General features: G+C 53.8%; 20 protein-coding genes. 13 read left to right on the top strand and 7 right to left on the bottom strand.

Going from position 1 to position 25597, the window contains the following annotated elements; translation table 11 throughout:
• Both G462_RS0120455 and pspF read right to left on the bottom strand, forming a co-directional pair.
• On the bottom strand, window positions 1-1515 hold the full coding sequence (locus G462_RS0120455) for an ABC transporter substrate-binding protein (RefSeq protein ID WP_051326896.1): 1515 nt from the start codon (window positions 1513-1515) through the stop codon (window positions 1-3).
• A gap of 141 nt (window positions 1516-1656) precedes the next feature.
• A complete protein-coding gene (pspF, locus tag G462_RS0120450) occupies window positions 1657-2685 on the bottom strand; it encodes a phage shock protein operon transcriptional activator (protein ID WP_026960623.1) in 1029 nt (342 codons plus the stop codon).
• Between the two features lie 177 nt (window positions 2686-2862).
• Here pspF and pspA point away from each other — a divergent pair, with 177 nt between their 5' ends.
• From pspA to G462_RS0120410, 8 genes are all read left to right on the top strand, one after another.
• Window positions 2863-3546, top strand: coding sequence for a phage shock protein PspA (pspA, locus tag G462_RS0120445; RefSeq protein WP_026960622.1), 684 nt, complete (start codon window positions 2863-2865; stop codon window positions 3544-3546).
• Window positions 3547-3552: 6 nt separating this feature from the next.
• On the top strand, window positions 3553-3780 hold the full coding sequence (pspB, locus tag G462_RS0120440) for an envelope stress response membrane protein PspB (protein WP_026960621.1): 228 nt from the start codon (window positions 3553-3555) through the stop codon (window positions 3778-3780).
• Window positions 3777-4142, top strand: a complete 366-nt coding sequence (pspC, locus tag G462_RS0120435) for an envelope stress response membrane protein PspC (protein WP_026960620.1) — start codon at window positions 3777-3779, stop codon at window positions 4140-4142. Before pspB ends, pspC begins: the two co-directional genes overlap by 4 nt.
• A 226-nt stretch (window positions 4143-4368) precedes the next feature.
• Window positions 4369-5838, top strand: a complete 1470-nt coding sequence (locus G462_RS0120430; protein ID WP_026960619.1) for a TyrR/PhhR family helix-turn-helix DNA-binding protein — start codon at window positions 4369-4371, stop codon at window positions 5836-5838.
• A gap of 166 nt (window positions 5839-6004) precedes the next feature.
• Window positions 6005-7111, top strand: coding sequence for a 3-isopropylmalate dehydrogenase (leuB, locus tag G462_RS0120425; RefSeq protein WP_026960618.1), 1107 nt, complete (start codon window positions 6005-6007; stop codon window positions 7109-7111).
• A 71-nt stretch (window positions 7112-7182) separates the two neighbouring features.
• Window positions 7183-8355, top strand: coding sequence for a cystathionine beta-lyase (locus G462_RS0120420; protein WP_026960617.1), 1173 nt, complete (start codon window positions 7183-7185; stop codon window positions 8353-8355).
• 126 nt (window positions 8356-8481) lie between these two features.
• Window positions 8482-11607: a GGDEF domain-containing protein gene (locus tag G462_RS0120415; protein WP_157378705.1), complete on the top strand. Its 3126-nt coding sequence runs from the start codon at window positions 8482-8484 to the stop codon at window positions 11605-11607.
• Window positions 11608-11652: 45 nt separating this feature from the next.
• Window positions 11653-12291, top strand: coding sequence for a hypothetical protein (locus tag G462_RS0120410; RefSeq protein WP_157378704.1), 639 nt, complete (start codon window positions 11653-11655; stop codon window positions 12289-12291).
• Between the two features lie 55 nt (window positions 12292-12346).
• On the opposite strand, the gene G462_RS0120405 is transcribed toward G462_RS0120410, so the two are convergent.
• Genes G462_RS0120405 through leuC form a run of 3 tightly spaced genes read right to left on the bottom strand, consistent with a single transcriptional unit; the run spans window position 12347 to window position 16016 of the window.
• The gene (locus G462_RS0120405) at window positions 12347-13939 is read right to left on the bottom strand and encodes an alpha-isopropylmalate synthase regulatory domain-containing protein (RefSeq protein WP_245579594.1); all 1593 of its coding nucleotides are present in this window, start codon (window positions 13937-13939) and stop codon (window positions 12347-12349) included.
• Between the two features lie 30 nt (window positions 13940-13969).
• Complete coding sequence (gene leuD, locus G462_RS0120400; protein WP_026960613.1) at window positions 13970-14587, bottom strand: 3-isopropylmalate dehydratase small subunit; 618 nt, start codon at window positions 14585-14587, stop codon at window positions 13970-13972.
• 25 nt (window positions 14588-14612) lie between these two features.
• Window positions 14613-16016, bottom strand: coding sequence for a 3-isopropylmalate dehydratase large subunit (gene leuC / locus G462_RS0120395; RefSeq protein ID WP_026960612.1), 1404 nt, complete (start codon window positions 16014-16016; stop codon window positions 14613-14615).
• Window positions 16017-16576: 560 nt separating this feature from the next.
• Between leuC and G462_RS0120390 the strand changes: the two genes are divergently transcribed.
• The 4 genes from G462_RS0120390 (at window position 16577) to G462_RS0120370 (ending at window position 21843) form a co-directional block, all read left to right on the top strand.
• Entirely contained in the window at window positions 16577-18685 is a 2109-nt protein-coding gene (locus G462_RS0120390) for an alpha-amylase (RefSeq protein WP_026960611.1), read from the top strand.
• Between the two features lie 218 nt (window positions 18686-18903).
• Window positions 18904-20184 (top strand): Nramp family divalent metal transporter, encoded by a 1281-nt coding sequence (locus tag G462_RS0120380; protein ID WP_026960610.1) that lies wholly within the window; start codon window positions 18904-18906, stop codon window positions 20182-20184.
• A gap of 82 nt (window positions 20185-20266) precedes the next feature.
• Window positions 20267-20881: a hypothetical protein gene (locus G462_RS0120375; RefSeq protein ID WP_157378702.1), complete on the top strand. Its 615-nt coding sequence runs from the start codon at window positions 20267-20269 to the stop codon at window positions 20879-20881.
• Window positions 20869-21843, top strand: coding sequence for a M48 family metalloprotease (locus tag G462_RS0120370; RefSeq protein ID WP_026960608.1), 975 nt, complete (start codon window positions 20869-20871; stop codon window positions 21841-21843). Before G462_RS0120375 ends, G462_RS0120370 begins: the two co-directional genes overlap by 13 nt.
• A 48-nt stretch (window positions 21844-21891) precedes the next feature.
• Here G462_RS0120370 and G462_RS23605 read toward each other — a convergent pair whose 3' ends face one another.
• Together G462_RS23605 and G462_RS0120360 are read right to left on the bottom strand one after the other, a co-directional pair.
• Window positions 21892-22317 (bottom strand): SufE family protein, encoded by a 426-nt coding sequence (locus G462_RS23605; protein ID WP_051326895.1) that lies wholly within the window; start codon window positions 22315-22317, stop codon window positions 21892-21894.
• Window positions 22310-23518: an aminotransferase class V-fold PLP-dependent enzyme gene (locus G462_RS0120360; RefSeq protein WP_026960607.1), complete on the bottom strand. Its 1209-nt coding sequence runs from the start codon at window positions 23516-23518 to the stop codon at window positions 22310-22312. The genes G462_RS23605 and G462_RS0120360 overlap by 8 nt, the downstream gene beginning before the upstream one ends.
• Window positions 23519-23941: 423 nt before the next feature.
• Between G462_RS0120360 and nhaD the strand changes: the two genes are divergently transcribed.
• Window positions 23942-25372, top strand: coding sequence for a sodium:proton antiporter NhaD (nhaD, locus tag G462_RS0120350; protein WP_035478594.1), 1431 nt, complete (start codon window positions 23942-23944; stop codon window positions 25370-25372).
• Window positions 25373-25597: the final 225 nt, after the last annotated feature.

Below are 25597 nucleotides of genomic sequence, written 5' to 3'. Positions count from 1 at the left end.
TTACCTCCGGCGCGCTTCGTCAAACGAGATCCCACCGAAGGCATGCCAGCCGATATCAGTTAGAGAGTCGTTGTAAGCATACATCTTAATGGCGTGGGTCAGCGGCAGCACTGGCACCTCATCCTCAAGCAGTTCCTGCAGGGCAAAGTAGAACTTCACTCGCTCAGCCAAGCGCCCAGATTGCGAGGCCTGCTCTAGCATGTCGTCGAAGCGGCCATTACACCAGCGGCTGAAGTTGAAGCCGTTGTCGATGCCATCACAGCTGAATTGCTGGCGGAAAAAGGTATCGGGATCGGTGTTCTCGCTTACCGCTCCTATCAATAATAAGTCGTAGTTAGGTTGTTCCTGCTGCAACTGCGTGCGCAATACTGCCCAATCGAGCAGCCGCACCTCTACCTGAAAGCCTAGCTGGCTAAGATCGTTGCGGATCACCTCGGCGCTACGTTGCGGCTGCGGGTTGAAGCTGGTCGGGGTGCCCAATACCCATAGGGTTATCGGGTTTTGCCGTGCTTGCTCAACGAAATCCGCATTTAAATCTGCGCTGTACTCGCGTGGCGGCTGATTGCGGTGAGCCCAAGAGGAGGGCGATAACACGCTATTCGCTATCTGCGCGGTTTGCTGATAGACCGCATCCTTCAGGCGATATTTATCGATACTGGCGGCAATAGTGCGGCGCATCCGCACATCGGCAAACGGCGGGCGCTGAGTGTTAAAGGCCAGGTAAGAGACGTTGAGCCCGGCTTGCAGGGAGATAAGTAGGTCTTCACGCTGTTTGATCACCTCGATCTGGGTGGCGGCGGGCTGGGCCATAATGTCGCATTGGCCGGCTAGCAACTTGGCCATGCGCGCCGACGATGATGGCGTGATATCAAATACAAGCTGGCGCATTGGCGCAATGCCCTGCCAGTAGTAGGGGTGATGATAGTAGCGCAGGAAGTGGCCATCTTGTTGATTGGCGTACAAAAATGGGCCGGTGCCGATGGGCAAAAAGTCCAACTGCGAAGGGCGCAGCTCTTCGAGCAGTTGCTCCCCGTATTCCGCTGAGAGCACCACCGCAAAGTCGCTAGCCATGGAGGCAATAAACGAGGCATCCGGGCGCTGCAGATCAAAGCGGATCTGTGTGTCATTAAGCACATCAATGTTGACTACGTTGTCGGTGAAGCGGGTGGTTTCAAAGAACGGATAGCCCTCACCGATGCTGTGATAGGGGTGCGACTCATCAATAATGCGCAAAAAGCTAAACGCGACATTTTCGGCATTCAAGTCCCGGCTTGGCTCAAAATAGTCGGTGTGATGAAACTTGACGCCTTGGCGCAGCGTGAAGGTGTAGCTTAGGCCATCATCACTGCGCTGCCAGCTTTGTGCCAATCCGGGCTCGAGTTGTTGGGTGATCGGATTAATATCGATCAAGCGGTTATAGACATGTCGCGAGCTTAAGGCAATCGCTTCGTGGGAGTTCTCAACCTGAGGGTTTAGCGTGCGTGGTGCGCGTTCAGCGCAATAGATTAGTCCCATGTTCTTAATTGCTTGTGGCTGTTCACAACCTAGCAGACTAAGACCAAGACACATCACTGTGCAGCGAAGTAATACGTTCATTAAGGGGAGTATGATTCTGAATTAGGTCTAATTTACCACTATGCGCGGCGCGATCCAACTTTAAGCTTTTGTTGGTAAATGGTGTTTTTTTAAAAGCCCGCGCAGTTGGTGATAGCTCAAGCCTAAGCTATGCGCCGCTTTGGTTTGCTGATAACGGTGGGTGGTTAGCGCCAGCTCGAGCCAACGTCTTTCTTCATTTAGCATATGCTGGCGCAGATCAAATCCCGGTTGCAGTGCCCGCTCGGCAGTTGATCCTAAGGCTGTTTGTTTCTGCTTTGCTGAACTTCCCGGTGCAGTGGCTTTCAGCTCGCCCGGTCGCCAAGGGGAGTCGAAGGGGTCGAACTGGATACTGTCGGCATCTAGGGTGCTATCGGGCTGATGCACCACTGCACGTTCGATAACGTTTTTAAGTTCTCGCACATTGCCTGGCCACTGGTAGCTGGCAAGTTTGTCGATGGCATTCGGCGCTAGCGCTATCTCACTCAGCCCTATTTCGTGGGCAATATTCGCGGCAAATTGCAGCGCTAGCTGGGGAATATCGTCGAGCCGCTCACGCAGCGGGGGGAGGGTAATCACGCTAAACGCCAACCTATCAAGCAAATCGGCACGAAAGCGGCCTTGTTCTACCAAGGCCGGCAGGTCCTCGTTGGTGGCGCCAATCACCCGAACATCGACATGAATCGTGTGATTGCTACCGACTCGCTCGAAGCTGCCGTATTCGAGCACCCGCAGTAGTTTTTCTTGGGCACTGGCGGGCAGGTTGGCTAGCTCATCGAGGAAAAGCGTGCCGCCGTCAGCTTGCTCAAAGCGCCCACTGTGTTTTTGGCTGGCACCGGTAAACGCACCGGCTTGATGGCCAAACAGCTCGGATTCAATAAGGTTGGGATTGAGTGAGGCGCAGTTGAGTGACAAATAATTGCTGTCCCAGCGCCGACTGAGGAAGTGTAGCCGCGCCGCAATCAGCTCTTTACCGGTGCCGCGCTCGCCAATCACCAGCACCGGCCGCTCCAATGGCGCATATAGCGAGACTTTATCGAGCACTTCTAGAAAGTGGCTGCTGGAGCCAATCAAATTTGGCGAATCATCCAAGCTATTTAGACCAAATAGTGAGCATATAGACCAATATAGTCACTGCTCGCAATTTAGACAAATAACCAATCCTCTACAATTCAGTGACTTACATTTTTGGCCCGGTATTCGCTTTATGGCATGTGTTACAGAGTACTATCGAGCACTAACATCAGGCTAAATCGTCAGGAGTTTACCATGGGAATGTTTTCTAGAATTGCAGACATTATTAACGCCAATGTTGGCGCGCTGTTGGACCGGGCAGAAGATCCGCAAAAAATGCTACGGCTGATTATTCAAGAAATGGAAGACACCTTAGTGGAGGTGCGTGCCAGTACCGCCAAAGTACTGGCCGATAAAAAGCAGCTCGCCCGGCAAATCGACAAGGCTCAGGGCGTGCAACAGCAGTGGCAAGAAAAAGCTGAACTGGCCATCCAAAAGGGCCGTGAAGACTTGGCCAAAGCGGCGCTTATCGAAAAGCAGCATCTGCAGCATACCATCGATGCCCTTAACCATGAGATGACGGCTGTGGAAGACAGTCTCTCGCAGCTGCAAGACGAAATTGAGCAGCTCGAGCAAAAACTGAATGAGTCACGCCAGCGCCAAGCCGGCCTGTTAGCTCGTCAGGCATCGGCGCAAAACCGGGTCAATGTGCGCCAACAGTTGGATACTGAGCGCTACGCGAAAACCCGGGAGAAGTTCGAACAGTTTCAGGCGCGTATCGACCAGTTGGAGGCGCAGGCTGAGAGTTACCGAGTCGATAAAGGTGCCAGCGACCTAGACCGCCAGTTCCAAGACCTTCAGGCCAGCGCCGAGGTGGAGCAAGAGCTGGAATCACTGCGCAAAAAGCACCAAGACAAGCATCAAGAGAAAGGGGAATAATTAGCTATGAGCGCTTTGTTCATCGTACCGTTAATTATCTTTATGGGGCTGGTGGCTCCACTATGGTTGGTTCTTCACTACCGCAGCCAGCGTCGGGTTGAACGTGGCTTGTCAGAGCAAGAGCGGGAGCGTCTGGATCAGTTGAGCCAACGGGCCCGCCAGTTGAGTCAGCGCCTAACCACCTTGGAGCAGTTGCTCGACCAGAACGTGCCCGACTGGAGGGATGAGCTATGAGTAAATTGTTCCGTGACACAGCGAACGGTAAGCTTGCTGGGGTGTGTGCTGGTATTGCTCGCCGCTTTGAGATTGAGACCTGGGTAGTGCGCATCTTGGTGGTGACCTTAGGCCTGTTTAACCCATGGATGATGCTGATTCTCTATGGCGCGGCGGCCCTGTTTCTCGACAAGCTGCCCAATTCCTACCAAGAACCCGCCCCCCAAGTGAAGTCGCGAGCCTGGCAGAAAGGGGAAGACCCCCATAGCGTACTAGGTCAGTTAGAAAGTGAGTTTTCTAACATTGAAAATCGCTTGCAACAGCTGGAGAAAGTAGTGACCCGTCGTGACTTTGAAACCCACCGGCAATTTCGCGATCTGTAAGTCTGCTCTTCACGCAGTGATAGATGTGCTCCCGTTGTATCATGGGCGTTAGAGCCCCCGCTATCACGGGAGTTTACAGCTAAGGCTAATGTTAAATTTTTTGGCCTACTGTAAAACTTTGATTAGACTTAAGTCACATCTAAATCATTCTCTGCAATGCTTCTAGTCGTAGCGCGCTCAGTAGCTAAGCTTATCCAGAGACAGTGAAGGAGCACGCCCCACTAACATGCGTATCGAACTTGCCTGCCAGCACAGTACCGAAGTATTCGGCTTGGTAATCAGCTTGCTGAAGAAGCATCAGTTGACTCTGATGGCGATGCAAACCGCCGCAGACGAGCGCCTCTACCTACAGATAGACGACCTCGATACGCCACTTACCCAGACCCTGCTCTCGGAGTTACGTTGCATCAGCGGCATTAACGATGCACGCATTGTTGCGGCGCTACCGTCTGAGATTGAAAACCGTGAAGTGCAGATCTTGCTCGATAACGTGCCTTATCCGGTGGTGCTAATCGATAAGTCTGGCTTGATTCGACAGTTTAACCACAGTTTCGAACACGCCTGTGGCGATGGCGAAGGCTGCCTGCTTGAGCAAGACATTAACCGCTACCTGCGCGGCTTTAGTATTGGTCGTTGGTTTGGAAATGGTGCAGGCAAGCGCGAGCTACACGAGCTACAGCTCAATGGCCAGCACTACTTGGTGGATATCATCCCACTTGCCGACAGCCAGCTACAGGCCAATCAGCCCGGGGCGATCATGCTGTTTAAGTCGGCGGAATGGCTTGATCAGGGCTTTGACTTGTCGCAGATTGAACGTGAGCTGAGTGAAGGGTCCTTGGTTGCTACTAGCGCAGAGATGCGAAGCATCCTCAGCAGTTTAAAGCGCTTGGTCGATCATCCCATGCCCAGTTTGTTGTTTGGTGAGGCCGGGGTCGGTAAACGCTTTTTGGCAGAGCTGCTTAACGAGATATCAGGGGGCAGCGCGCAGCGTTTTGTCTGCTTTGACTGTCGTAAGCGCAAGGGCGAACTGCTTAGCGCCTTGGCCGAAATAGTCGCCGAACAACCCCTAACGGTACTACTGCACAATGTTGACCAACTCACCAATCAAGAAGTGGAAGCAGCGCTCAATGAGCTGAGCCAGCCACAGCATGGGGTATTGCACATCTTGGTTGCCAGCCGCTTAAGCCCGGAGCAGTTAGCCAGTTTGTGGGGAGACAGCCGTTACTACGATCTGGTCAAAAACAGTATTGCCATTCCTGCGCTACGTTCGCGCCGGGAAGACATCGTGCCGCTGGCCGAGGCGTGGCTGAACCGCCACTTCGCTAAGCATCAAGAGCTAGCGCCGCCGCTCACCAAAGAGGTCAAACGCTTCTTGAGCTCCCAGTCTTGGCCCGGCAACATCCCTCAGCTCTATCAAGTGCTGCAAGAGTCGCTCAATGGTGCCCAGCTTAAACGCTGGCAGGTCAGTGATGTGAAATACCACCACGGCAGCTTAGCGGAGAACGTCAATATCGAATCGCTGCTGGAGCAGGATTACCACAGCGCCATGGGCCAGTTTGAGCACCTATTGCTCAGCTACCATTTCCCGCAATACCCATCCTCACGGCTGCTGGCGAAAAAGTTGGGCATTTCCCACACAGCCATTGCTAACAAGCTGCGTGAGCATAATATCCGCAATAGCCGCTCGGAAAACTAAGCGGTCTGTTAGCGGCTGATAAACCACTGAAAAGATATCACTCAGGTAGGCTGTAACCTGAGTGGTGTTTTGCTATGATGCTTCGACACAACATATTCTTCCCTGAAAATAGTGACGTAAAGTTCACTGGGGCGGGGAAGCTGTTTGCAATGGAGAAGCAATAACGATGAAAACCTATAAAGTTGCCTTGTTGGCGGGCGATGGTATTGGCCCAGAGGTAATGAAACAAGCCGTTAAAGTGATGCGTGCCGTTGAAGTGCGTAACCCAGACGTGAAGTTCGACCTTAAAGACGCACTGTTTGGCGCGGCTGCCTATTTCGAAACAGGTAAATCTTTCCCCCAAGAGACCATCGATATCTGCGACGAAGCAGATGCAATCCTAAAAGGCACCATTGGCCTGTCTCACGAAGAGTCGAAGAAAATCCCAGTAGACGAGCAACCTGAGCGTGGTGCCCTGCTGCCTTTGCGTCGTCGCTACAATACCTACGCAAACTTCCGTCCGGTATATCTGCCAAAAGAGCTGGCGCACTTCTCTCCGCTGAAAGCGGAAGTGGTGGGTGAGGGCGTTGATTTGATGATCATCCGCGAGCTGGTAGGTGGCCTGTACTTCGGTGAGAAAGAAGTCGGTACCGACGACAGCGGTAAGCGCTATGTACGCGAAGTACTGGAGTACGATGAAGACCAGATCCGCAATATCCTGAAAGTGGGCTTCGAGACGGCCCAGCGCCGTAAGAAGGTGCTACACAATATCCATAAGAGCAACGTGCTTAAATCCAGCGTTCTTTGGAACGAGATCCTGGAAGAAGTGGCCACCGACTACCCAGACGTAGAAGTGAAGCACATTCTTGTTGATGCCGCAGCTACCTACCTGTGTCTGAATCCCGGTCAGTTCGACGTTATGGTGATGGAAAACATGTTTGGTGACATCTTGAGTGACCAGGGTGGCGGTATCTTGGGTTCTTTGGGCCTGATGCCATCTGCTTGTGTTGGCCCTGAGAAGTCATACTACGAGCCAAGCCATGGCAGTGCGCCTGATATCGCAGGCAAGAACATTGCTAACCCATACTCGATGATCGGCTCTGTAGCGCTGATGTTGGAGATGAGCTTTGGCATGGAGCAAGAGGCCAAGAACCTGTGGCACGCTATGAAGAGCGTGTTCGCTGACGGTTACGGTACACCTGATCTGGCCAAGGGCGAAGATGCCAAGCTGATCGATACCGACACCTTCGGTGATCTGGTGGTTGAAGCGCTGAATGCTTGCCCTAAACCTTAAGCGTTTACCAACGCGGTAAAAACAGTTCAAGCCAGCCGCCGGCTGGCTTTTTTGTCCTCAGGATCGACCCAATGAAGAATAATACCAAGATCGTAAACGCAGGCCGCAGCCCACGCTGGACCCAGGGGTTGGTGAACCCACCGGTATCACGCGCCTCCACCGTGGTGTTTGATAGCGTTAAACAGATGAAAGAAGCCACCGGCAAACGTCATGACAAGACCTTGTTTTACGGACGCCGTGGCACCCAAACCAGCTTCGCCTTCCAAGAAGCGATGACCGAACTAGAAGGTGGTGCAGGCTGTGCCATCTATCCCTGTGGTACCGCAGCGATCACCGCATCCTTGCAGTCGTTCTTGCAAGCTGGTGATCACCTGTTGATGGTGGATACGGTATACGAGCCGACTCGCGACTTTTGCGACAAGATGCTCAGCCGCATGGGCGTAGAAACCACTTACTATGACCCGATGGTTGGCGAGGGGATTGAGCAGCTGATCAAGCCAAATACCCGAGTAATCTTCCTCGAATCGCCCGGCTCACTGACCATGGAAGTGCAAGACGTGCCGGCGATCACCCGTGTGGCCAAGCAACACGACATCGTGGTGATGCTGGACAACACCTGGGCCTCGCCGCTGTACTTTAACGCCTTTGATTACGGCGTCGACATCTCCATCCAAGCTGCCACTAAATACCTGGTAGGGCACTCGGATGTAATGCTCGGTACCGCTACTGCAAACGAACGTTGTTGGGATCAGCTACGTGAGAATTCCTACCTGCTAGGCCAGTGTGCCTCACCCGATGATATCTATCTGGCGATGCGCGGCATTCGCACCTTGGGCGTGCGTTTGGCGCAGCATCAGCAGAGCGCACTGAAAGTCGCGAACTGGCTAGCTGCACGTGATGATGTTGATCATGTACGCCATCCTGCGCTGGCAAGCTGTCCGGGCCACGAGTTCTTTGAGCGCGACTTTAGCGGCAGCTGTGGCTTGTTCTCCTTCGTGATGAAGGGCGGTAATCAGCAGGCGCTAACCGCCATGCTCGATGGGATGCATCACTTTAAGATGGGCTACTCCTGGGGCGGTTATGAGAGCTTGATCTTGGGCGTCAACGGCGTGGATAAACTGCGCACAGCAACTGAATGGCAGCAAACTGGCAGTTTGATCCGAGTACATATCGGCCTGGAAGATGTTGATGATCTGATTGCCGATCTCGATGCGGGGCTCGCCCGCTTTAATCAACACCTATAGCGGATATAACTATTTTTCGTAACTGCTCTTAGCAAATAGCCGCAAATTGTGACCCAGTTTGCGGCTACTAACCTCACGTTCCAGTAACATAGCCTTTAGTCAATAAGATTCAACGAGTTACCTTGATTGGAAAGGCTTAGTTCACAAGCGCCAGAGACGGCACAAGCAGGCATCCCTCCAGGCTTACATTTTTTCTCCACCCATGAGCATGGGCTTTTCCCCTATGCCCAAAGCGTGGCGTTGGCGCTAAATAGTCCGTTTTGGCCGATTCAGCTAAATAGTTCGGCTATGACCTCGCCAATGGCGGGCTTGCTACCTTTGCTGCGCCGCGAGGTCCATCGCCAACGCTTGGATGTAGATACGCTGGCACACAGCGTGACCCAGTATATCCCGATCCAACAAGCGCTGAGCAACTGGTTGGACGGTCGCGTGGTGGTGCGTGATGAGCTTGCCATCCTCGAAGATTTAAGCTTTGAACAGGGGTTAATGTTCCAAGCGCTAACTGCGCTGATGGACGAGGTGTTTGAAGACAACGCTGTTATCGCTATCGAAGGCGGCGAGCACTTATCTCATTCCAGCCTGTTGTGGCTGCGCAGTCTAAGCGAATTCCCGCTGAAAAAGACATTGTGGCTGATGGTTGGTATGGACGCCTCAGCCAGTTTCTCGACTCGCCAAGAAGACGAGGTGTGGGACAATTTTCACGATTGGGTGGATGACAACTTCACCTTGCAGGCGCCGCCTGCCAATTGCTCGGCGCTGCGCAAACGGCGGCTAGAGTACTTCAGTGATATCGAGCCGGAACTGGTGATGCAGAACCTTCAGCTGATGGCGTGGCCAGAGGCTGAGCTGGCGGCCAGACAGTGCCTGAGTGAGCCGGAGCGTTGGAATAAACGGCAACTGCTCACCTTACATCTGAATTTATCGGAAGCACTGGTAAATCAAGGGGAGTGCGAACAAGCGCTGAACCAGCTCAAGTTGATTCAGGAAACCGATCTGCTGGAACACTACCCACAGCAGCTGTGTATGGTTCAACTGCTAAGCAGCCTCTGTTACGTGCGTTTGCAAAGCTTTGAGCGGGCGCTGGAGAGCGCCGATTTTGCCTATCAGATTGCTGCGCGCAATTCTCACCAGCACAATCGGGTACAGGCACTGTTTATCAGCTTTTTTGCCCATGATAAAAGCTGTACGCCCATTGCACTGGACGACTTCCGCAGTCTGGTTACCCAGTTACGACAACAAGATATGCCGTGTTCGCTGCTCTATTGTCTGCGTAACTTCTACTCTTATCTGCGTTTTTATGACGATCTTACCGGACGTGAAGCGCGCAGCGTGACTGATCAGGCACTTCGCTTGGCGCGCACCATTGGCCACACCCAAGGGATCGCCGCCTGCTATCACAGCAAGGGGATTATCTGCTCCTACTTCAACGACTATCGCAATACCTTGCGCTGTTTTGCCGTTAGTTCGAAGATCCGCGAGAAGCTCGGTGATGATATGGAATGTGTGCGGATCTACAACGGCAGTGGCTACTTTAATACGCTCACTGAGAACTATCAGACAGCGTTTACGCAATACAAGTTGGCGTTTTCTAAGGCGCGGGAGCTGAGTGAACATAGTGAGCTACTGGTCACTCTGTATAACTTCGCTTGGCTGTTTTATTGCGCGCGCGACTATCAGCGCGCCTGCGACATCCTCAATAACTTGGTGAAGATCTGTCGTATACGGCGTTTAACCCATTTCCCCTTCCGTAATCTGCACGATGTACTCACCCTCAAGGGGATGTGCCATGTGCGTTTGCATGAGCTGAGTAGCGCTAAGCACTGCCTGGACAAAATCGATGGACTGCCATTTGGCCCCTCAAAAACTGGCGAGTTTATGGGCTCGATGCTTAGAGGCGGTTTGTTTGCGGAGCAAGGCCATTTGCAGCAGGCCCTACAGTGTTTTGAAGGCACGCCTCAGCTGTTAGGCTCGGTGATTGATCTCGACTCTCGTTTGGTGCCGCAGTGCTATATGGAGCAGCTGTTGGTGCTATCGCAACTCTCTGAGTGGGACGCGGCGCAGCAGCTGCTCGCCAACTGCCATGAGATATGCGCGACCTTCCAGCTTAAGCAGCTGGGTGTTGCGTTTACCTATGTGCAGCAGAAGATAGACGCTTGTGAAGCAGTCTACTCCGATGAGCTGCCGGTGCCAGTCGAGCTACCGACAGTAGACCTTGGGATGAAGAGCCTGGTGGAGGCTGCACGGCTCTCGGCCAAGTTGACCGCGGCCAATCAGCGCCTGCGGGAGTTTCGTCTGATATCCCAGCTGCATGATTTGGCGGCGCGCATTCGCGTGCCTAAGCAGCTGGCGGAATCTGCGCTGAAGCTTATCTGTGATAACTTCAACCTGCAGCGCGCCTCGATTTTGCGCTATCGAGGTGAGGAGTATATTCCTTGGTGCCACTATGGACACAACCAAGAAACCGTTGAGTTAGCCCCGTACTTGGCGCGTTATCACGCCAATGAGCAAGGGCGTTTACTTGAGCAAATGCCTTTGAGTGTTAAATCGGGCCTGCGAGCCCGCTACAACGCAGTGTTCTGCCTCAGCCTATACGATAACGAGCAGGGGCGGGCGGTGCTGTGTTTAACCAACACCAACGGCAGTCGCTATTTTGACCAGCAGGATGAGGAGATCCTGATGCTGTTGGCCCAACAGTTGGGCACCCAGCTGCTGCAAGCCCGCCATCAACGCCAATTACTTAAGATGTCCAGCACCGATGGCTTAACCGGGCTGCTAAATCGCAGCGCGATGCACGGCCATTTGGCGCAGATGCTCGAAGATCAGCAGCGCTTCTCTGTGGCCTATGTCGATCTGGATAACTTTAAAGAGATCAACGACCGCCTTGGCCACGATGCGGGCGACAAGGTATTGCAGTGGTTCGCCACCTTGCTGCAAGACAGCCTACGTGAGCACGATATCGCCGCGCGTTGGGGCGGCGATGAGTTTGTGATTGCCTTTAAGAACACGACTCAGCAGCAAGCCCAATCGGTGGTGGAGCGGATCCTTGAACGCCTTGCCGAGCGCGGCTACTTTGTGCCTGAGTTGTTGGTAGTAACCCATATGTCGAGTGAGCGTATTCCCCGGCTCGGCTGCTCGGTGGGCATTGCGGAATCGGATGAGCACTCAGATTCGGCAAGCGTGCTGCTAAAACAAGCAGATGCCGCTCTCTATCACGCCAAGGCTGCCGGCAAGGGTTGCGTCTTTATTGCGTAACCTGCTTTCAGTACACTAGCGTCAAACCAAACAATAATAATAGCGATGTTAAATAAACGAGTTCTCTACACGACGGCCGTTGTGATGGCGCTGAGCGGCTGTTCTTCCACCGGCGACAGCCCGGCCAATGACTCTGTCGCCAGCCAAATCTCGAGCGAACCTTCTGAGCCACTAGCCGCTGATACCGCCGCGCAGATCCTGTTCTCAGAGGTGGAACGCTTCGCCGAGGTTAGCCGCTTGCTGGCTATCGATACCCAACGGTTCACCCAACTGATTGATGGCCTGAGCGCTGCTAGCAGCGTTGAGCGTGGCAGCCAGGAACTGGCAAGCTACCGAGAACGCGCCGATAAGAGCAGCAAGCTATACCGCGACAGCGTTTACCGGCTTGAACTTCGATTGAACGATGTATTCGAGCGCACCGATTCTGCTAACCCTCGTTACCAAGAGCTTCGAGACGGCGCTGATAAACTCTCCGACCTTGCCCAAGACGCGGTAGTTTTGCTGGACGATATCGCTGCCCGAATCGCTGAACAGGAGCGTTTATTGGAGCGCTACCCCAGCAAGCGGGTGTTAGAAGATATTAAGCGGCAGAACTCGCGTTTGGGTTCGGATCTGAATCTTGCGGTGAAGGTGTTAGCGCGAGTCAGCTTAGAAGGCGGCCGCTACCTGTCGACGATTAACTAATAATGCTAGCGCGGGGGAGAGCATACTGCCTCGATAAAGGCAGTATGCTTGGTATTTAGCGACCAGATGGCCCTTCGACTTGGCGGTGTAGCCTGACGTTAAGCATACGCAGGGTCGCTTGAACTGCTGCAAATACCTGGTTGGCATGTACGCCGCGGCTGCGGAAGCTGGCATCTTGGCCCTGCCAGGTGATCACACACTCGGTGAGTGCATTGGTTTGACCACCGGGAGGAATGCGCACCTCAAAGTCCAACAGCTCTGGCATCTCAATACCGGCACTGGCCAAGGGCTCTTGCAGCGCCTTCATAAAGGCGTCAAAGCCGCCATTACCGTGGCCGGAGCTTTTGTAGATCTCATCCAAAACCCGCAAGCGAATGTTGGCAGAGGATTCCAGTTCAAGGCCCGAGGTAATCGAGCAGTTCAGCAGCTCGATATGGGAGAAATCGTTGCTCTCCATAATATCGGCAATGATAAACGGCAGATCATAGGGAGTGATGGTCGCCTTCTGATCGCCCAACTGAACCACCTTATTCAGTAGCTTTTTCTGGTCTTCAGCGGAGAGCTCAATATCCATCGCTTCCAGGTTTTTCAGCACCGAGGCCTTACCGGCCATTTTGCCCAAGGCATAGCTGCGTTCACGGCCAAAGCGCTCAGGGCTGAGTTCGGTATGATATAGGTTACCCTTTTGATCGCCATCGGCGTGGATCCCGGCGGTTTGGGTAAACACATCGGCGCCGACAATCGGTGCGTTGGCCGCCAGCCGTTTGCCGGAGAAGCTCTCTACCAACTTGGCCAGGTTATGGATCTCTTTCTCGTTAACTTGCAGCGCGAATCCCATCTTGTCTTTAAGTACCACTACCACCTCAGCTAGCGAGGCGTTACCAGCGCGCTCGCCCAAGCAGTTCATGGTGCAGTGCAGGGCGCTGACACCGGCTCGCGCGGCCGCCATAGCGTTGGCTGTAGCCAGGCCATAATCGTTGTGAGGGTGGAAATCGAAGCAGGCATTGGGGAAGCGGCTTTGCATATCGGACAGGCTGGCAAAGACCTCATCGGGGGTCATCACGCCGAGGGTATCCGGCAACATGTAATGCTGGATATCATGTTGTAGCAGGCCTTCCATCAGCTCATAGACGTATTCTGGGCTGTCGGCATAACCGTTTGACCAATCCTCGAGATAGACATTTACGGTCAGGCCTCGAGTCTTGGCGTAGTCGATGGTGGCGGCGATATCGGCCAGATGCTGTTCCAAGCTTTTCTTGAGCTGATTCTGGCAGTGATTAAGGCTGCCTTTGGTCAGCAGGTTGATCACCTTGGCACCAGCGTCGACAATCCAGTCGACACTCTTATTGCCATCGACAAAGCCTAGGATCTCGATGCGCTCAACCAAGCCCTCATCGCTGGCCCAGTCGGTGAGCTTTTTCACCGCCGCTTGCTCGCCATCGGAGATCCGCGCTGAGGCTACTTCGATACGATCAACTTTTAGGTTTTGCAGTAAGGCTTTGCCGATGCTGACTTTTTCTTCGGGGAAGTAGGATACGCCATGGGTTTGCTCGCCATCGCGCAGGGTAGTGTCCATTATCTCTATCGAGCGGTTTGGCTCCATAAACCACATCTCATTATGTTGAAAGGCGGCGCTTAAGCGCCGCACTTATTATTGCTATTGCAGGAGTGACGGGGATTAAGCACTCGGCCACAGCCAAGGTAGCTGCTGGCGATGCTGTACTTCGTACTCGCTGATCTTGTCTTCAAACTGCAGGGTCCAGCCGATATCGTCTAGGCCTTTAAGCAGGGTGTCTTTACGGAAGGGGTCAACATCAAAGCTGATGGCTTGGCCGCCCGGGGAACTGATCTGCTGTGAAGCCAAATCGACGGTGATCTCAATGCCGGGGTTGGCTTCCACTTCGTCCATCAATGCTTTAAGGGTGTCGGTATCCACTTTGATAGGCAGGATGCCGTTCTTAAAGCAGTTATTGAAGAAGATGTCGGCGAAGCTGGTTGAGATAATGGTGTTGAAGCCGTAATCGGCAATCGACCAAGGGGCGTGCTCGCGTGAGCTACCACAACCGAAGTTGTCGCCGGCCACCAAGATCTTGGCGCCTTTAAACTCAGGGCGGTTCAGCTCGAACTCAGGGTTGTCGCTGCCGTCTTCCAGGTAGCGCCAGTCGTGGAACAGGTGCACGCCAAAGCCGCTACGCTCAACTTTCTTCAAGAATTGTTTTGGGATGATCTGGTCGGTATCCACGTTACTACGGTTCATTACCGCGGCCACCGACGAATGTTTCTTATATGCTTCCATGGTTTAACTCCAACTTGTCAGTGACTTATTTCCAGCTGCGTAGATCAACGAACTTACCTTCGATAGCAGCAGCGGCTGCCATTGCAGGGGATACCAGGTGGGTACGTCCACCCTTGCCCTGACGGCCTTCGAAGTTACGGTTGGAGGTAGAAGCGCAGCGCTGCTCAGGTTGCAGGTAATCGCCGTTCATCGCCAAACACATTGAACAGCCCGGCTCACGCCATTCCCAGCCCGCTTCAATCAGCACCTTGTCGATGCCTTCCGCTTCAGCTTGAGCTTTTACAGGGTAAGAGCCCGGTACGGCGATAGCTTGTACGCCATCGGCAACTTTTTTGCCTTTGCTGACTTCTGCAATTGCGCGGAAGTCTTCGATACGGCCGTTGGTACAAGAACCGACGAATACCACATCAACGCCTACATCGGTCATCTTCTGACCGGCTTTTAGGCCCATGTACTTTAGCGCGCTTTCAGCGGCTTGAGATTTGATCAAGTCGTTGATTTGGCTTGGCTCTGGCAGTACCGCATCGACTGGCAGTACTTGCTCAGGCGAAGTACCCCAAGTCACTTGTGGGGCGATATCGGCAGCGTTCAGTTCAACCACTGCGTCGTACTCAGCACCGTCGTCGCTCTTCAGTGACAGCCAGTACTCAACCGCTTGGTCCCAATGCTCTTCGCTTGGCGCAAACTCTTTGCCGTTCAGGAAGTCGATGGTTTTCTGGTCAGGGGCAATCAGACCGGCACGGGCTCCACCTTCGATGGCCATGTTACACACGGTCATACGGCCTTCCATGGTCAACGCTTCAATGGCAGAACCGGCGAACTCAATCACGTAGCCAGTACCACCGGCTGTACCAATCTTACCGATAATCGCCAGTACGATGTCTTTGGCGGTCGCGAATGGGCTTAGCTCGCCATCCACTTTCACCAGCATGGTTTTAGATTGCTTCTGTTGGATGGTCTGAGTGGCCATGATGTGCTCAACCTCAGAGGTACCGATACCGAAGGCCAGGGCACCAAAGGCACCGTGGGTTGCGGTGTGGCTATCGCCACAGCACACCACCATACCCGGGTGAACGAAGCCATGCTCAGGGACCACAATATGAATCACACCGTTATTGGCGCTGTTCATGTCGTACAGGTTGATGTCGTTGTCGGCACAGTTTTGCGCCATTACTTCGATCTGCTTTTTACCGATAGGATCAGGCAGGGTCGCGCGCTCTTCAACCTTGGTAGGTACGCAGTGGTCCATGGTGGCCAGAATACTGTGAGAGTTACGCACCGGGCGGTTGGCGATCCGCAGGCCTTCAAACGCCTGTGGGCTGGTCACTTCATGCATTAAGTGGCGATCGACATACAACAGGGCTGCGCTTCCTTCTGGCTGATGAACCAGATGGGCATCCCATATCTTTTGATACATGGTCTTTTTCATTGCTTCCTTCACTGGCACCTCGACGGTGCTCTCCTGGTGCTTACATGCGTGTTTGCTTTTATTCGCGTGTTGCTAATTCAGATTTGCTGAATCAGTTTTGCCAAAACATTTTTGCCAAATTAATGGGGGGCGAACAAATAGACGGACAATCATAAATCAAGCATATATATCCGGCAACTGCCGTAGTTGAGTGATGACTTGGTTTATGTTGCTGAGTCGCTACGAACCCCTACCGTGCAAGCAGTATATCGCCTTAGCATTAGTATGTGTTTGCTTTGGTTGCTTGATGGCGAGAAAATTTAGCAATGGCGTGTCGCAATATGACGATAAAGGGGTTAGTAATTGCGATATATTTATGTCTTTAGCAATGTGTGCTGTTGTTTCTGCATGAAATAGCTTAGCGATGCCATTGCTTCAATTTATTGCCTAGATTTTGACTGTATGGTTGAAAGCGCTGTCAATCAAAGTTTTAGCAAGCGATGTACGGCTAACCGTGAAACTTGCAGTGAGTTTTGATTTGATTAGCGGATAAAACGATATAAAACAGCAGGGAGTAGCGTGTGAAATCGCTTAGTTGGTTAGTTTCAAGTCTTATGGTCGCAGGTAGCAGTGTCGGTACTGCGTGGGCGACCGACTATCAGGTGCGTTTTGCCGAGGGCGAGTTGCCTGCGGTGAGCTTTGAGCAGCAGGGTGAGCAATTGCAAGCCGTAGTGTCGTTGGAAAAGCAGCGTTACCCCATCTTTATTGAAGGCTCAGGCGAAGATTGCGCCTGGGGCGCCGCACCAGATACCAAGGTGCGATTTTCTCAGCCCTTAGCACTGGAAAAGTGTGGCGAAACCGCCCTCGAGCTTAATATCCGCTTCGCCGGTGACTACCTGTTAACCCTCGATAGCAGCGCTAAGCCACTGACCGTATCGGTTGCCCGCCAAGCCAAGAAGTCTACCTTCAAGCGCACGCCACCTGCGGTGGAATGTATCGCGTGGGATGGCCAGCCGGTTACCGTGGATGTCTCGTCGGTATTCGCTAACGGTGAGATGGTTAAAGACTTCTACAGCGGTGAGACCGCCAAGGTAGCCCAAGGCAAGGTAACGATGATGCCGGCACCTGAGAGTGGTGGCTTGTTGTTGCTCGAGCCGGCTGGTGCCAAGGCCAGCGAGTTTCATTGGGATAACGCCAGCGTTTACTTTGTGATGACCGATCGTTTCTATAACGGCGATGAGTCGAACGATTACCCGCTGGGTCGCCGCGCCGATGGTGAGCGAGAGATCGGCACCTTTAATGGCGGCGACTTCAGTGGCATTACCCAGAAACTGGATTACATCAAAGAGCTGGGCATGAATGCCATCTGGGTGACGCCGATTGTTGAGCAGATCCACGGCTTTATCGGCGGAGGCGAAAAGGGCAGCTTCCCATTTTATGGCTATCACGGCTATTGGGCGCTGGATTTCACCAAGATTGACCCGAACTTAGGCTCGGAAGAAGACTTCGGACGTTTTGTTGACGAGGCCCACAAGCGCGGCATTCGCGTATTGGTGGACACGGTGATCAACCATGTGGGTTATCCCACCATGTTGGACATGCAAAACGCTGGCATCGACGCCATTCCGAAAAACGCCCCCGTGCCCGAGAACTGGCATGAATGGCAGCCACGTAAAGAGCGCAGCGAGAACTGGCACCGCTACAACGACTACATTCGTTGGAACCACGGCGATTGGGTCGAGAAGTGGTGGGGGCCAGACTGGGTGCGTTCCGGTATGGGCGGTTACACCAAGCCCGGCGCCGACGATATCACCATGAATCTGGCGGGCTTGCCCGATCTGCTCACTGAGAGCACCAAGCATGTCGGTCTGCCGCCAATCCTCAAGAACAAGCCCGATACCAATGCGGTTGAGCGCGAAGGCTACACCGTGCTTGATTACTTGGTGGAGTGGCACACCCGCTGGGTACGTGACTTTGGTGTAGACGGCTTCCGCGCCGACACCGTGAAGCATGTTGAGCCAGAGGCTTGGTTGCAACTGAAGGAGTCCGCCACCGCAGCTCTGGCGGAATGGAAAGCAGAAAACCCCGACAAGAAAGTCGATGATGCGCCATTTTGGATGGTGGGCGAGGTGTGGCACCACGGCGTATATCGTGATTTCTACTTCGACAATGGCATGGACAGCTTGATTAACTTTGAGTACGCCGACGCCAGCGATGCGGTACGTGGCGCTCAGTGTTTAGCGCAAAACGATGCGATTTATCAGCGCTATGCCGATACTATCAACAGCGATGACAGCTTCAACATGCTGACCTACATCAGCTCGCACGACACCAAGCTGTTCTTCTCTAACTACGAAGACATTCCGCTGCAAGCTGGTGCCGGTAGTGCACTGATGCTAATGCCCGGTGGCGTTCAGCTCTACTATGGCGATGAGAGCGCTCGCCCAGCCGGCCCGCTAACTGATGCCTTCGATTCGCCAACCCGCTCATTGATGAACTGGGAGCAGCTAGACAAGCAACCTGAGCGCCAAGCCTTGCTGAAGCACTGGCAAACACTGGGTCAGTTCCGCGACAAGCACACCGCCGTGGGCGCAGGACAACACAAGGTGATTAGTGAGCAGCCTTACGCCTTTAGCCGCGTGAAGGACGATAGCCGGGTTATCGTGGTATATGCAGGGCAGCGCCAGTAAGCGCTATTTTGTCATACAAAATAAACAGCGATGCGGGCCTTGATGGCCCGCTTTTTTATCGAAAAAATGCGTAAAAATCTGATCGCTGCACGCTTGTGGTGGCTTGAATTGGCTGCTAAATCGAAATTGACTGAGCGCTTGGGTATATTGGTAACTGACTGTTTACTATACCAATAAAGCAGAGTAGTAGCTCTGTAGAAACACCTTAAGGAAACGCAATGGAAAGCGCACAGCAAACGGTAGCAGCCGATCAAACGGTTAGCTCCTCTCCCTCTTTCAGTACCAAACTCTCCGCCCTCGGTCCCGGCGTTATGATGGCTGCGGCTGCCATCGGTGGCTCGCACCTGGTGGCGTCTACCCAGGCTGGCGCCTTATTCGGTTGGGCGCTACTCGGGCTGATTGTTCTGGTTAACTTCCTTAAGTATCCGTTCTACCAGTTTGGCGCCCGTTACACCGCAGTCACGGGAGAGAGCCTGCTGGCGGGCTACCGCCGCTTAGGCAAACCAGTGCTGGTGGCGTTCTTGCTGCTATGCCTATTCGCTGGTGTGGTAAGTGTGGCGGCGCTGATTGGCTTGAGCACCGCCTTGATTCAGTGGTTTTTGCCCGGAGCATCCAAAGCGGTAATTGCCTGCACACTCACGGCCATCAGCGCTGCACTGATTCTGCTTGGGCACTACAAGATGGTGGATCGGGTAACCAAGATAATCGTGGCGTTACTGGCCTTGATTACCGTTGTGGTAGCGGCAATGGCATTGACTCAACCGAGTGTTGCCCAAGTTGATTTTGTTAGACCATCGCCATGGACTCTGGCCTCCATGGGTTTCTTGATTGCCCTTATGGGCTGGATGCCAGCGCCGCTTGAGATCTCGGCGATGAACTCGGTATGGGCCAAGGCCAAGTACCAGCACCGTAAGCCCAACCTTAAAGCGGTGTTGTTTGATATGAACGTCGGCTACATCGCCACGGCATTTCTGGCGGTGTGCTTTTTGGTGATTGGTGCGCAGCTTATGCATGGTAGTGGGGTAGAGCTCTCCAGAAACGGCGCTAGCTTTGCCGGTCAGTTGGCCGACGCCTATGCGGCGATCTTTGGCAGCAGTATTCGCTATGTGGTGGTGTTTGCAGCGCTCTGCTGTATCTACAGTTCTGCGCTGTCGTGTACCGATGGCTACGCCCGGGTAACCTGGTCGGCCATCTCTAACCTTGCCGGGCAAGATCCCCATGACAGCGAGAGCCCATTAATGATCTGTGTGATCAGTGCCGGTGCACTGGCGATGGTGCTGCTGTTCCCCGGCAGCCTGCTGGGCATGTTGCACTTTGCCATGTTGGCGGCATTTTTAACCACGCCGTTTATCGCGCTGATCAACCGCGCCTTGATGCACTCTGATCACGTTCCTGAAGACCAGCGCCCGGGACGATGGATGAAGCTATGGTCGCTGAGTGGACTGCTGTTCCTGTTCGGTTTTGCTGCCGTCTTTGTCTGGTGGCAGTGGTTTAACTAAGGGCTATTTTCCCGCGCAACTTGTCGCGCCTGCGCTTCCCGCCTAGCTTTAGTAGCAGTGCTTGCTAGCAGCCGGAGGCGCAGTGGACGCGACACTGTTTGTTACCCCAATCATTTTACGCATGTTGGAGCGGCTATTGGTCGTTGCCATCGGCGGTCTAACCATCTATCTCGGCTACCGGCTGTTTATTAATTTGCCGTTGCAGACCAATCAGCAAGGTAAGATTGAGCTTCCCGGGTTGTCTGTCACCCTGAGTAAAGTGGGGCCGGGGATCTTTTTTTGCGCGTTTGGCTGTCTGGTTATCGCCTATGCGCTGGCTAAACCGGTTTCCAGTCAGGTTACTCAACAGCTCGCGTCTACTAGTGATGGATTGGTGGCCGATGCTGAGCCGAGCGTCATCAGTGGTAGTTTCACTGGCATGAGCAGCGTTGCTCCGGTCGACGACGCCGATGTAGACAGGGCTCGGGCACGCATTATCGAGCAAATCGGACAACTCAACTGCCTCCTCCAGCAGCAAACGGAAAACATTGCGCTCTATCAACGCAGCTCCGGGGCCGTCGCAGAAGCCAAGGCACTGATGCTGGCATCTGTCTGGAGCGAGCAATGGGGCGAACAAGCACAGCTACGCTTTGGGCAGGCGGGTATCGAGAACGAGGCCTTGCTTGCGCTGTATACGGAGGTTGTATGCGCTCAGTAGTAGCCAAAGTAGCAGTTGTGTTGACGGTATTTCTTGGACTCGCCGCAAGTGGCGGTGTGGCCTTGGCGCGCGATTACAGCGCGATGTACTCCGCCAGCGAACTTAAACGCGTGAGTGAGGTTTACGGGGCTAATATCGAAGCGGTGCTGTACGACGACCTGCGCCCTCACTTGACTCAAGACGAGCTAGCATTGCTGGCGCGAGTGCGCTTGTACCAACCTTGGGAACGCACCGAAGACCCCTTTGAGTTTGCTGCCGATAGCGCGCAGGGGATTATCTTGATTCCCGCTTTTTCAGTGAAGTTTCTCGATGATTTGGCCATCGCCACCGCCTGGTTCGAGCGTTTTAACTGTGACAAGCAGGCGATTTTCGATTATCTGGCAGCGCTGGATTTCTCCACGCAGCCGCTGGATGCGCCGCTTAAGGCCTTGGGGGTACCGGATAAGGCCTATCTGCTCGATGAGTACGTTGATGATGTGTGGCAAAAGCTGCTCAAATCGGCACTGGGATTCATCTTGCTGCACGAGCTTGGCCATGTGCATTTTCGCCACAAGGGCTATGGGCAGCTTAGTGCTGAACAAGCCCAGCGCCAAGAGGCCCAGTCAGATGCCTTTGCCTTAGCCATTTTGCGCCGCGTGCACTTGCCACCGATGGGGATGGCATTGTGGTTTTCAGCGGTGGCAGTGCGTGACCCGCTAAGCGCCGGGTCGCCGCGGCAGACCCATCCTTTAAGTGCGCAGCGGCTCCGGGCGATTGCCGAGGCGCTTAGAGACCGGCCTGAGGATTTTATCGAAGCGGGTAACCGCGACCGTTGGGATGCCAATACCATCAATGACATCTCCAAGCAGTTTGATGTTATCGCCGACACCTTAGCTGATGCACAAGCGCGCCAGTTGCTGCGTCAGCGGGGTGAAGCGCTCGACCCAAGCAAGCTAGCGCACAGTTGCCCAGGCGCTAACTAAGGGTTTGACTAACCAGCTGAATCAAAGCGGCCTAGCGGCGATCTACCACTAGCGACAAAAGGTCTGCTCGTCACCTTGGGCGATAGCATACATAGCCTGCCAAATTCCTTGCAAACCATTGTTCCGTGACTCGCTAAGGTGTTGGGCTAGCCCGAGTCGTTTGAGTAGGGCGGCAAACTCGCTTTGTGCCTGAGAAAGGGGATAGCTGTCGAGGCAGGCAAGCAGCATCACCAGCAGGCCGCGAATGATCTTAGCGTTGCTGTCCAACTGCAGTTGCTGCTGCTCGAAGCTGAGCCATACATCGCTCTCACAACCATCGATAAGGTGGGCCTCTTGGCGCAGCGTCGGGTCGGCTTTACCTAAGCCTTTAGCCAGCAACAGCAGCTGGCGATAACGCTCTTCCCAAGCACGGCAGTCGCTAAAGCGCTGTTCGATGGCGTCTAAGTCAAGTTGCAGTTGCGGCAGTTTAGTCATCGCCTAATAGCTCCACACAGTGATCGATGGCCTGCATCAGTGCATCAACATCAGCAGGTTCGTTGTACAGACCAAAGGAGATCCGCAGGCTGCCTACGTCGCTCAGCTTGGCGCTAAGTGGCATGGCGCAGTGGTGGCCACAGCGCAGGGCGATCCCTTGCTGGTCTAGCAGGGTGGCGGCATCCTGTGGGTGAATATCGCGCAAGCGAAAGGCGATGACCGAGGTTTGTAGCATCGGCTTGGCCAGCAGCTCTACCTCGGGGTGGGTGGAGAGTTGCTGTAAGGCATAACTGAGAAGCTGGCGTTCATGGCGATGACGCTCGTTAAACTCGATATCGGCCAAAAACTGCGCAGCAGCGCCCATGCCCAATGCGCCGATAATATTCGGGGTGCCTGCTTCTAAGCGGTAGGGCAGTTGGTTCCACTCGCTGCCGCTTAGGCTAACCTTGCTGATCATCTCGCCGCCAAACTTGCTGGGTTGCAGCGCGTCCAACGCGGCGGGTTTGCCATAGAGCGCGCCAATGCCCGTGGGACCATACATCTTGTGGCCGGAGAAGACGTAGTAGTCGCAATCTAACTGGTTCACATCCACCTTGAGGTGGGCCACGGCTTGGGCGCCGTCTACCAATACCTTGGCATCAAACTGCTGGGCCAGGCGGGCAACCCGCGCGACCGGATTGATCGTACCCGTGGTATTCGAGACATGGGCGATTGCCACCAATTTGCAGCGCTTAGATAGCTGCGCCTCGAAGTGGGCGATATCGAGGTCGCCATTTTCCAGCACGGGAATGTAGCGCAAGCTAGCCCCAGTGGTTGCCGCGAGCTGTTGCCAGGTCACCAGGTTGGCGTGGTGCTCAAGCTCAGTGGTCCAGATCTCATCATCGGCTGTGAGCAGGTGGGTAAGCCCTGATGCGACCGTGTTGATGGCATCGGTGGTGCCCGAGGTCCAGATAAGCTGCTCAGCTTGCGCGCCGATATGTGCCGCAACTAATTGACGTGTTTGGTTAAATTTGTCGGTGGCCTGACGTGCCAAAGTGTGGCCGGAGCGGTTGACATTCGCATGTCCGGCGCGACAATAGTTAACTTGTGCATCAATAACACTCTGGGGAAGTTGAGTGGAAGCGGCACTATCCAGGTATACCGGGAAGCGATCTTTAGTTGAAAAACATGGAAAGAGAGATCGAAATGCTGTTTGGCTCACGCGCTTGTTCGGCTTGATTAAAAGGGCTTTATTGTAGTTCCAAGTACCGCGCTAATCCAGCCACCTGAGGTCTTACTATCTGGATGATGATGAAATGAGAAAATGTTTATTTTTCTCTCCCAAATTTGCAGGCGAAGCGCTATAGTATGCGCGTTTTTTGTCGGGTTATTCTGGTAGTTATCTCAAAGCGCCGACCTTGTCGGATACCTAAAGCGCGCTATTCACACGCTCACCGCTGCACCGGTTGCGAGTTCATCAACTCCCGGTTTGCGGTTATGTGCTTGACTTGCGTTCGCCAATTCTTCGCTTGGCCAGAGTTCAAACTCGGTGCGTGACACGATTTTCGCTGTGATGAGTGCGTGGCTCATTGCGGCCACAGTATCAATTTCTTCGTTTTATATGTGTGCCAATGGAGTGGAATACATGCACGTTTTATTACCCTTTTTATTACCCTTGGTTTTTTTAATCTTTCCTGTTGAAGCCTTTGCCTCTGAAGCCGGTGTTAGTCTGGTCGACTCATGGGTGGGCACGAGTTCGTTAGTGGTGTTTGCCATCGCCTACCTGTTGGTGATGAGCGAAGAGGTGATTCACCTTCGCAAATCCAAGCCGGTGCTGGTGGCGGCCGGACTTATCTGGCTGTTTATTGCCATGTTCTATCATGGCAGCGATCAGCAGCATCTGGTGACCGATGCCTTCCGCCATAATCTGCTCGAGTTTGCCGAACTCATGCTGTTCCTGCTGGTGGCGATGACCTATATCAACGCGATGGAAGAGCGGCGCCTGTTTGATGCGCTGCGTGCGTGGCTGGTCAGCAAGAATCTGACCTACCGTAAGTTGTTTTGGCTCACCGGTGCCTTGGCTTTCGTGATTTCGCCGATTGCCGATAACCTGACTACCGCGCTGCTGATGTGTGCGGTGGTGACTAAAGTAGCCAAGGGCAACAGCCGTTTTATTAACCTTGCTTGTATCAACATTGTGGTGGCAGCGAATGCCGGTGGTGCGTTTAGCCCCTTTGGTGATATCACCACCCTGATGGTCTGGCAGAAAGGCTTGGTGGAGTTTAGCCAGTTCTTCGCGTTGATGGTTCCCTCGCTGGTGAATGCGGTGATCCCCGCCGCCATTATCTCGCTGTTTATCGGTAACGAAGTGGTGCAAGCCTCCGATGAGAAGGTGGAGATGAAGCGCGGTGCCAAGCGGATTGTGTTGCTGTTCTTGTTCACGGTAGCCACCGCCGTCATGGTCCATAGCCTGTTCCACCTGCCGCCAGTGATGGGCATGATGACCGGCCTGGGCTATTTGCAGTTCTTCGGTTTCTTCCTGCGTAAAACGCTGGCGCGCAGCCTTCATCGCAAGGCGCTTAGCGCGATTCAACATGGCGATGATGCGCGCTTACGCTCGCTCGGCAGCATCGTACCGTTTGACGTGTTTAACCGGGTTGCGCGCGCCGAATGGGATACCCTGTTGTTCTTCTACGGGGTGGTGATCTGTGTCGGTGGCCTTGGGTTTATCGGCTACCTGGAGTTGGCCTCGAACCTGATGTACAACAACTGGGATGCCACCTACGCCAACATCGCGGTGGGTGTGCTTAGCGCCATTGTCGATAACATCCCGGTGATGTTTGCGGTGCTGACCATGGAGCCAAGCATGTCCCTTGGCCAATGGCTGCTGGTTACCTTAACCGCCGGGGTGGGTGGCAGCATGCTGTCCATCGGCTCAGCAGCGGGCGTGGCGTTGATGGGGCAGGCGCGTGGCCATTACACCTTTATCAGCCATCTGCGCTGGAGTCCGGTGATTGCGCTGGGCTATCTGGCCTCGGTGGCATGTCATATCTGGCTAAACGGTTCGTTGTTTTAATGCCGCTTTAGTCATCGATATAGGGCGCCGATTGGCGCCTTTTTGTGTCTTCCTGTCGATAGGAGCCCTTGAACGCGCCGCTTGCTAATGGGTGTTTCGCTCTGTTGCGCATTTTGCAGACGAGAATTTCATAAGTTTCATGGTCAGTGCGACACGCGTTGCCTTTGTCATAAAGCCATTAAAAACCTACGGATTATTAAGATTTAACAACATGGGTTGTCACAA

The organism is Aliagarivorans taiwanensis DSM 22990 (assembly GCF_000429505.1).
GTDB classification, from domain to species: domain Bacteria; phylum Pseudomonadota; class Gammaproteobacteria; order Enterobacterales; family Celerinatantimonadaceae; genus Aliagarivorans; species Aliagarivorans taiwanensis.
The sequence above is the reverse complement of the archived record's forward strand: the minus strand, read 5'-3'. Positions and strand labels throughout refer to the sequence as shown.